Here is a 9,675-nt window from a genome sequence, read left to right on the forward strand (position 1 = left end):
GTTTATTTTACCATCGGTATATTTTTTGTAATTTTTATCATATGTCTTTTCTAATTTATATGATAAATATAAGAGTTTCTAAAAAAGTCAGGCTCCAAAATTATGAAACGTATTAAGAGATAAGCCTAAGTGGAGTACTCGGCCATTGAATTGACGAGGATTCTCATTTGTTTTCCTAAACTTTCGGTTGAGAAATCTTTGATCTTTTGTATATAATTAATCCCATGAAAACCTATATAGAATTATTCACGACATTTTTTAAGCTGGGTGCCTTTACCTTTGGAGGCGGGTATGCCATGCTTCCTCTTCTTCAAAAAGAGATCGTAGAGAACAAACACTGGGCCACCGAAGAAGAACTGATGGACTATTTTGCGGTGGGACAATGTACCCCGGGGATCATTGCCGTTAATACCGCAACGTTTATCGGATATTATAAGAAAGGGATCCTTGGCGGAATTATCGCAACTTTAGGTATCGTTGCCCCAAGCATCCTCATTATTTTGATCATTGCCTCTGTGCTGCAGAACTTTGCCGATATCGAGATCGTTCAGCACGGTCTGGCCGGTATCCGCATTGCGGTCTGCGTTCTGGTGCTCAACGCCGTTTTAAAAATGGCCAAATCCGGGATCAAAGATAAGATCGGGATCCTGATCTTTATCGTGGCCCTGATACTGACTTACTTTTCCGTTTTATCCACGGTATGGGTCGTTATATTGTCTGGGGCCTTTGGCGTTTTGATCCAAAGCCTTAAAGCGAAACGAGGTGTTCAGTCATGAGTATATGGATCTCACTGATCATCGAATTCTTCAAGACCGGATTGTTTGCCTTAGGCGGAGGTCTGGCTACGATTCCTTTCCTGTATGCCATGATCGACAACTATGGCTGGTTTGATCAGACCATGTTGATGAACATGATTGCCATCAGCGAATCCACCCCAGGAGCCATGGGTGTCAATATGGCCACTTATGTCGGCTATATTTCAACCGGCGGATCGATCTTAGGCGGTATTGTGACCACCCTGGCCCTGGTAGCTCCCAGCATCATCGTCATCTGCATCATTGCCCAGTTTTTAAAGAAATTCCGCGACTCCAAACTGGTCGATCACATCTTCTACGGACTTCGTCCAGCCGTGGTCTCCATGATTGCCAGCGCCGGGATCGGGATCTTGATCGAAGTGCTCTTTCAGGGAAGCATTACTTTCAAGACCTTTGAACCATTGAATTTTATTTTATTTGTCGCTATCTTTATCTTTTCAAAAGTATATAAAAAGATCCATCCGATCCTGCTGATCTGTTTATGTGCAGGACTGGGGATCTTATTGGGACTATAGATCACAATCGACTTTCATCATTCGATACCCGACACCGATGTGTGTCTGTATATACCGATTCTTCGAGCCTTTTGGCTCGATTTTTCTTCGCAACGTCGCCATGAATACACGCAAAGAGGCAATATCGGTCTCCCAGCTGGTTCCCCATATTTCCTGTGTGATGTATTTATGCGTCAAGACCTTGCCCATGTTTCTGGCAAGCAGGCACAAAAGCTTATATTCGATCGGCGTCAGATGCAGCGGCTCTTTTTTCAAATAGGCCACACCGGCAGCATAATCGATACGGAGATCGCCGTTGGTAAAAAAAGACATTTCTTCCCGGGCACTCTGGACCACACTTAAACGCCGCTGGACCACACGTAAACGAGCCAACAGTTCCTCAATGGAAAACGGCTTGGTCAAATAGTCGTCCGCTCCGGCATCCAGAGCTTCGATCTTATCCGAATCTTCACTGCGTGCACTGATGACAATGATCGGCATATTGGACCAGGTCCTGACTTTACGGATGATCTCGATTCCATCCATATCCGGGAGTCCCAGATCCAGTAAGATCACATCCGGATTGTGACTGGAAGCCTCCATAATGGCTTCCTTTCCGTTTTGGGCGTATAAATACTGATAATCGTGCGCTTTTAAGGTCGTTAAGATCAGATTCTTTACCGAAATATCATCCTCGACAACCAATATTTTCATCTTATTCATTGTGTATCCCTCCTGTTGGTAGACTAAAGGTAAAAACGGCCCCGTGCGGTATATTGTCTTTGACCGATAACGTACCGCCATGAGCTTCGATCACACTTTTACACAAAGCTAAGCCCAATCCCAGACTTCGCCGTGAATCCATGACCGCTTTGTTTCCCGTATAAAACATTTCAAAAACATGTTCCTTCATCGCATCCGAAATGCCCGGTCCATCATCGCCAACCGACACCAGAACCCATCCCTCTTTCTTTTGGGTCTGGATATGGATATGGCTGCCGGAAGGCGTATACTTGATGGCATTGTTGATAAGATTGACAAGCACCTGTACGATCAGACGGGCATCCATGCGAGCCGTCAAGATTTCTTCGGATTCCTCGATCTCGATCACATGCTCTCTTTTATGCGAATCAACACGGGCGATTGCTTCCTCGATCACATCTTCAACGATCTCTTCTTCAAAATGCAGATCCAGATTGTCCTGATCCAGCCGGGTGATCGCCAAGAGGTTTTCCACCAGGTCGATCAGCCATTTTGAATCCTCATAGATATCTGTATAGATCTGCTTCTTGTTGGCCGGATCGATACTGTCCTCGGCCTGCAGAAGATTTTGTGCATTGCCGTAGATCGAGGTAAGCGGTGTTCTTAGATCGTGAGAGATCATCCGCAGCAAATCAAAACGAAGCCGTTCTTTTTCCGCCTTCATATCGGCTTTTTGTTTGGCCATCAGACTTTCAAGATTTTCCAAAGCCATGCTGGTTTCTCCCAGTATGGAAAGAATGATATTCTCTTCCAGAGTTCCCAGTTTTTTCTTTTCGATTTCAATCCCCGCAATCCCAAAAATCTTATCGTCCAGATGGATGGGAACATACACTCGATTTGAAAAATCAACAAGGCCCGCATACGCGCCCTTCTTTAAGACCTTCTCCACATTCTGATCATACATTTCCTGTGTAAGCATGCCGTATACGATGGGCTCTTTTAACTGATCCTGGCTATAAGGATAGATCAGGATGCCCGCCTCTGTCAGTTTGTTTAACTGCATGGCGGCACAATAGTAAGCTTGTTTGGCGTCTTTGGCTTTGGCAAGCTGCTGACTGGCATTCAATAAAATCTGTGTGCTGTAAGCATCCTGCCGGGAAGCTCGGGCGCTTTCTTTGAGCTTGGCAGCCAAAGCACTGGCTAAAAGCGAAGCGATAAACAAGATCAGAAAGGTCGCCAGATGATTTCGGTCATACGAATGAAACGTAAACCGCGGATACGTAAACAAGTAATTGAACGTCAGCACGCTGACCAGCGAAAACAAGATCCCGAAAACTCTTCGTTTGATAAAGAGCGCCAGAACCATGGCCCCTAACAAATAGAGAAGAATGATCGTGGCATCGGCCAGGTTCAGCCGGTAAAACAAGCTGGCGATCCCGCTGACGATCACCAGCATCAAAAATGTCATTCCTAAATCGGATATAATGCTTTGATGGGATAAAAGAAATTTATTCATGCCTTCATTTTATCAAAAATCAGATTATATATATACCCTTGGATTCTATGATAGAATATCAGTATGTTGAAACTACCAGAAAGCGGCATCATTATTGCCCCGGCCTCTCTTCATCTACTGGTGTATGAAGAGATCTACCGCCAAAAAGGAAACAATCGAGATCTTCAGGTGCTAAGCCTGTCTTCTTACATCCAGCGCTTTTTTTCGAATACCGAAAAGGAAGAATGTGTTCTTTGGTTTGAAATGCTTGAAAGACTGCATCCCCTGTCTCAAGACAATGTGTTTGCCCTCAGCAAGAACAGCTTTGATTTTATTCGAGACACTCTGCAGTTTTTGCGGTATATCAAAACGTACGGCCTTTCCTCAAAGGATCTTCCGCAAGCCACCCAGAAAGAAAAAGCTTTAAAAGAAGTCCTTACACTTTTAGATGATCTGGACATCAAGGAAAAACAGATCCCAGCGATCCTGACACAAACCATCGATGCTTCTGATGTATCGATTTTGGACCATGAGTTTTCTCTGGAAGAACAACTATGGGTCTCTTTCCTTATCAAAAACGGTGCCGCTCTTTTGACCAGTGAAAAGAAACCTTCGCTATCGTACTGGTCTTGTGCCAACGCCCGCAAACAAGCTCAGGTGATTGCCGATACGATCTTAAAAAGACAATACGATGCCCAGGATGTCTGTGTTGTCACTGAGGATGCCAGCCAGAAACAAGTTCTGGAACAGATCTTTGATTATCATCAGATCCCGTATACTTTTTTATCCGAAATGCCTCATTCTTCCATGATCACGCAGTTCAAAGCGTGTCTGGAATGGATCTATCACAAAGATACAGAACATTTTATTGCCCTGACAGAAGCTTGTTTTAAAACCGAAAGCGAAACCCTAACCGCTGTATTGAAGCAGTTTCCTTTCCTATTGGAAAAAATGGAAGATCATTTACCCGAAAGATATCAGGAAAACCAGATCCTGAATGAATACCGCTATCAAAAGATCAAAGACAAAGTCAAATGGACCCTGGAATGGCTCAATGAACACAAAGATATGCTTCACTGGTCCATCCAGGATATGGAAGAGATCTTACTCACCTTGCAGAAGGTCAATACACCCACTTTGGAAAATCAGAAAGCCTTCTATACGATTCAGAACACTCTGGCCTTGATTTTAGACAAGGTGCAGACAAAAGAAGATCTGGCGTTTTTGATCGATATGACCGACTCCCTGGCACAAAACACAAGACCTGATACCCTGCAGGGGGTTTTGATCATCAACCGCAACGAGATCACGCCTTGCCGCGATGTCGTATTTCTGACCAATGCGCATGCCAAGGCATTTCCCAACTATGCCATGCATCGAGGTATCTATGATGAAACCTATTGTTCCAAACTGAAGCTGCCGTCTTTAAAAGAACGTCTGGCCCTTCAGAAAGAACAGTTGTTCCATACACTTTCTCTTCCTCAACAGCTCTACATTCTCCTTCCTGAATCCAACTATGACGGAAAAGAGAATCCATCCAGCCATGAACTGGAAGCCTGGTTAGGAAAAGAACCCGAATTTCAGGATGTTCAAGATCCTTCGATCTATGAAGCTCCGCTCTTTTCTTTATCCAAAGAAAATGCCCGCAGTCTGTTTTTTAAAGAGAATACATTCAGCGGTTCCATCTCCCAGCTGGAATCTTTTGCGCGCTGTCCCCTTCAGCATTTTTTGCGTTATGGACTTCATCTTCAGGAAAAACAAGACTTGATGGATATCCGGATCCAGGGATCGATCTATCATCACATTCTGGAACGATTGATCCGGGAACATGGAAAAGATTATCCCCATGTCCATGAAGACCAGTTGCTTTCCTTGATCCGGGAAGAGTTTTCCTTTGTGATGAAAATGTATCCGCAAAATGCCGCGCTTTTTGAAGCCCAGAGCCAAAGCTTTTTAATCAAGATGAAAAAAGTGCTCCGTCAGCTTTCCCAATTTGAGGCCAACTGGCATATGCAGACCCATGAGCAGGAATACGCTCTTTCCATGTCATTGAATTGGGAAGGAACCCCGGTGCATCTTTATGGATATATCGACCGGATCGACCTTTATAAAAGTGCCTTTGTGATCTTTGACTATAAGAGCTCCGATAAAGATATCTCGATCCAGGATTTCCACACCGGATGTGCCCTGCAGCTGATCACATATACGATTGCCTATGAAAAAATGAGCGGACATCTTCCTTATGGCTGCTTCTATATTTCTTTGAAAACAACGCCGGAAAGTACTGGAGCCATCAAGATCAGCTACAAAAAGAAGATACCGGAGATCATGGAGACAGAGTTTACCGATATCCTCCCTGTCAAAAAATTCAATGGGCTGGAGTTTCAGGATCTCTCGATCTACTGTGATGAAAAAGGCCGCTTTGCCCGTAAAAAAGAACAGCCGGAATACACGCAGATCAAAGAAGAATGGAAAACCGTTTTGTTTTCCCTTTTAGAGGATATCCAAAGTGGAAACATCACGCCAGAACACAATGCGTTTGCCTGCGACTATTGTGCCTATAAAGAGATCTGCCGGCAAAGTGCCATAGAAGTTAAGAAAACAAACCGCTTAGAAAAGGAGGAAGATCATGCGATTTAGTCCTGTCCAGCAACAAGCCATCGACATTCGTGACAAGAACGTATTGGTTTTCGCCAGTGCCGGAAGCGGGAAGACCAGCGTTTTGGTCGAACGTCTTTGCCAGCTCGTTCTAAAAGACAAGATTTCGATCGATTCCATTTTGGCCATGACGTTTACCAACGATGCAGCCATGGAGATGAAGACTCGTTTGAAGATCTCCCTGGAAAAGGAAAAAGACGATCCCTACATCCAGGAACAGCTGGCCTTATTAGAAGATGCCAGCATCTGTACCATCGACAGTTTTTGTTTAGGAATCGTGCAACAATACTATTACCGCATCCCCATCTCGTATAAGATGGCCAAATCCATTGAAACCAGTGCGACCGCTCTGGTTTTTCATGAAGCTTACCAGAAGGCAAGAGAATCCATCAATGCCAAAGACCTGGCGGATCTGGACAGCTTCTTTTCGGATTACTCCAAATCGATCACCGATCAGGAAAAATACATCCAGAACTTGATCAACACTGCCTGGGCAAAACCAGATCCAAAGACATGGATCACTTCTTTATACCAGGAAGATTCTAGCGAAATCGAGACCTGGTTTATCACTTATTTTAAACAGATCATTGAATCCATGCTTATGGTGCTGGAAGAGTTTCCTGAAGGTGTCGAAGAAAAGGAAGAAAAGCTTCAACAGTGTCTGGAAGATCTAAAAGACAACGATTATGAAAGCTTTCGCCGTGATTTTCTGTTTTATATCACAACGACGCCTCGTTTAAAGAATAAATACGATGACATCGATACCAGTAAAGAAAACAAAGCTTTCAAAGAGCTCGAAAAGAAGATTGGGGATGTCTTATTTCCTTTTGAAGTCTTTGAAAAGGAAAAAGCGGATTCTAAACAAAGAAAAAAACTTTTCTGTCAGCTGGCTCTTTTGACCCAGAAATACTATGCCCAACTCAAAAAAGAAAAAGAAGTGCTTGATTTTGGCGATATGGAACATTTTGCCTATCAGCTTTTGTGCCAGGAAGACATTGCCAAAGAAGTAAAAGAAAAATATCAGATGATCCTGGTGGATGAATTCCAGGACACCAACGATCTTCAGGAAAGCATTCTTGCCTGTTTTGCGCGCAAAGACAACGTCTTTCGCGTAGGCGATATCAAACAAAGCATCTATGGTTTCCGCTATGCCAAACCAGAGATCATGAAAAACCATATGAATTCTCAGGATGAACACTCCTGTGTTTTGATCTTGAATGAAAACTATCGATCCAATGACTCCATCATTCGTTTCAATAATGACTTCTATGAAAAAATCATGAATGTTTCAGGAATGGAACGACAGTTTGAACAAAAAGATATCGCAATGGCCGGAACCAACCGGCAAAAAGAACAGAAACAGTATCCGGTTCGCTTTCTATACAACGAATACGAAACATTCAGCCAGCAGGAAGAGGAAAATGCCCAGTCGGCTCGTTCTTTATGTAACGAACTGCGTCTGGATATGATCGCCCAGGACATTTTAAAACACCATGAACAAGGGATTCCTTATAAAGATATCTGTATCCTGACAAGAAGCCATACACCGCAGGAAAAGATCAAAAAGGCTCTGGAAGCGTATCAGATTCCTGTGCTTGCCGAGATCGATCATGGTTTCTACACCAATCACAGCGTACAGATTACCATGGCTTGTTTAAAAGCCATCCAGGATCCAACCGATGACATCGCCTTGTGCAGCTTACTGTTTTCTCCGCTGGTCAGCGTTAGTACCGATGCACTGGCCCAAGCGTGTATCCACAAGGAAAAAGGCGCTTCTCTATTTGATACGATCAAAGAAGAACCATTTATGGATTCTTTCAAGGAAATGCGAACCTGGAGAAAGGATCCTTTGTGCGATCAGATCCGCAAGATCTATGCGAAAAATGATTTTTATATGCTTCATACAACCGCCCAGGACAAGATCAACCTCGACCTGTTCTTGCAGCTGGCCAGTCAGGCCGACGATCCTTTGGACCCTCTGGCTTTTCTTGATCAGCACAACAACGCCGCTAAGCTCGATCGTTTGGGCGAAGCGTACCCTTATGGCAAGGACGCCGATGTTGTATCGATCAAGACCATGCACCATTCTAAAGGCCTCCAGTTTCCGGTGGTCTATATCTATTCACAGCACGAGACAAAAAACCATTACGACAATCAGCCTGTTTTGATCGATGATACGCTGGGGCTGGCTTTGGGACAGATCGATCCGTATGGAAACGTCCGCTATCCAGGCAAAGATATGATTGCGATCAAAACCAAAAAAATGCAGGATGACTTGCAGGAGGAGATGCGTGTATTCTATGTGGCCACCACAAGAGCGGAAAAGGAACTGATCATCGTTGACTCTATCAAGAGTGCTTCCAGCTATAATGACACTTTATCCTTGTATACGCTTTTAAAAAGACAAAGCTATACAAGCTGGCTGTTTTATACGTATTATCACAGTCAAAGTGATCTCATCCGTTTTGAAAGGGACAACACCTACTATAAGCGTCCGGAAACGAAGAGGATCTCACAAAAACCGGAACCCAAAAAAGTCTATGAACTTCCTGTTTATACGATTTCTACCAAAACGGCTTCCATGGCCAAAGAAAAGATAAAATGGAAAAAGCCGGACTTAAAAGGATCAAAGGGGGCCAGGCGAGGAACGCTGTTCCACGAAGCTGTAGCTAGTCTTTCTTTTCCTTATCAGCCAGCCGATCTAAAAGACTTTGGCCAGGCGCATCAGTATCCTTTTAGGGATACCGACATAGAACAGATCACTTCGCTCAACCAGGATCCGTTATACAGACAGTGCATGTCGCATGCGCATCAGTTTGAATGTCCGTATCTGATCAAGGAAGAAAACAGTCTGATCCATGGTTTTATGGACCTGGTCAGCTTTATGGAAGATAAGATCGTGATCCTGGACTTTAAAACGGATCATTTAGAAACCGATGAAGAATTCATTGAAACGTATAAGGAACAGTTAGTCACCTATAAAAATTCTTTATCAAAAATTGAATCCAAACCCATTGAAACCTGGATCTATTCTTTCTATAAACAAAAGATGATTCCTATTCAATAGAACCCATGCTGGGATGCCGCAAGGCATCCTTTTTACATAGTACGAACCATTTTGAAAATCATTCAAACCTACCTTTTCTACACTGTCAAATCCAGTACCCCAAAAAAGGAGATGAAACAATGAAAATGATATCGTTATTTTAATAATGGTGAACTAGAGTTATAAGTTAGAGTTACTCGGATGAAGATACCGTATGGCTGACTCAACAACAGATGGCTCAACTTTTTGACTCCTCAAGAACAAATATCGTTGAACATATTGCCAATATTTATGATGAAAATGAACTGCAAGAAAATGCAACTTGTCGGAAATTCTGACAAGTTCGAAAAGAGCCACTGCATTCAGAAAATGAGTAATTTCCATACTAAAAGACTATATGATCCAAGACTATGATGTTAATAAGAAACGATTGGAAGTACTGAACAAGACCGTTGAAATCCAGAC

6 protein-coding genes are annotated in these 9,675 nt (G+C 43.3%); 4 read left to right on the forward strand and 2 right to left on the reverse strand.

Going from position 1 to position 9,675, the window contains the following annotated elements; genetic code table 11:
• Positions 1–224: 224 nt before the first annotated feature.
• Both Q0K03_RS05935 and Q0K03_RS05940 read left to right on the forward strand, forming a co-directional pair.
• Positions 225–776: a chromate transporter gene (locus Q0K03_RS05935; protein WP_297238741.1), complete on the forward strand. Its 552-nt coding sequence runs from the start codon at positions 225–227 to the stop codon at positions 774–776.
• Positions 773–1,330 (forward strand): chromate transporter, encoded by a 558-nt coding sequence (locus Q0K03_RS05940; protein ID WP_297238743.1) that lies wholly within the window; start codon positions 773–775, stop codon positions 1,328–1,330. The genes Q0K03_RS05935 and Q0K03_RS05940 overlap by 4 nt, the downstream gene beginning before the upstream one ends.
• Here the strand turns inward: Q0K03_RS05940 and Q0K03_RS05945 are convergent.
• Positions 1,325–2,032: a response regulator transcription factor gene (locus tag Q0K03_RS05945; RefSeq protein ID WP_297238745.1), complete on the reverse strand. Its 708-nt coding sequence runs from the start codon at positions 2,030–2,032 to the stop codon at positions 1,325–1,327. The genes Q0K03_RS05940 and Q0K03_RS05945 overlap by 6 nt on opposite strands.
• The gene (locus tag Q0K03_RS05950; RefSeq protein ID WP_297238747.1) at positions 2,025–3,527 is read right to left on the reverse strand and encodes an ATP-binding protein; all 1,503 of its coding nucleotides are present in this window, start codon (positions 3,525–3,527) and stop codon (positions 2,025–2,027) included. Before Q0K03_RS05950 ends, Q0K03_RS05945 begins: the two co-directional genes overlap by 8 nt.
• Positions 3,528–3,590: 63 nt before the next feature.
• On the opposite strand from Q0K03_RS05950, the gene Q0K03_RS05955 reads away from it, so the two are divergent.
• Both Q0K03_RS05955 and Q0K03_RS05960 read left to right on the forward strand, forming a co-directional pair.
• Positions 3,591–6,146 (forward strand): PD-(D/E)XK nuclease family protein, encoded by a 2,556-nt coding sequence (locus Q0K03_RS05955; RefSeq protein WP_297238749.1) that lies wholly within the window; start codon positions 3,591–3,593, stop codon positions 6,144–6,146.
• Positions 6,136–9,231, forward strand: a complete 3,096-nt coding sequence (locus Q0K03_RS05960) for an exodeoxyribonuclease V subunit beta (RefSeq protein WP_297238751.1) — start codon at positions 6,136–6,138, stop codon at positions 9,229–9,231. Before Q0K03_RS05955 ends, Q0K03_RS05960 begins: the two co-directional genes overlap by 11 nt.
• Positions 9,232–9,675: the final 444 nt, after the last annotated feature.

It is taken from the genome of uncultured Faecalicoccus sp. (genome assembly GCF_944327125.1).
Classification (GTDB): Bacteria; Bacillota_I; Bacilli_A; order Erysipelotrichales; family Erysipelotrichaceae; genus Faecalicoccus.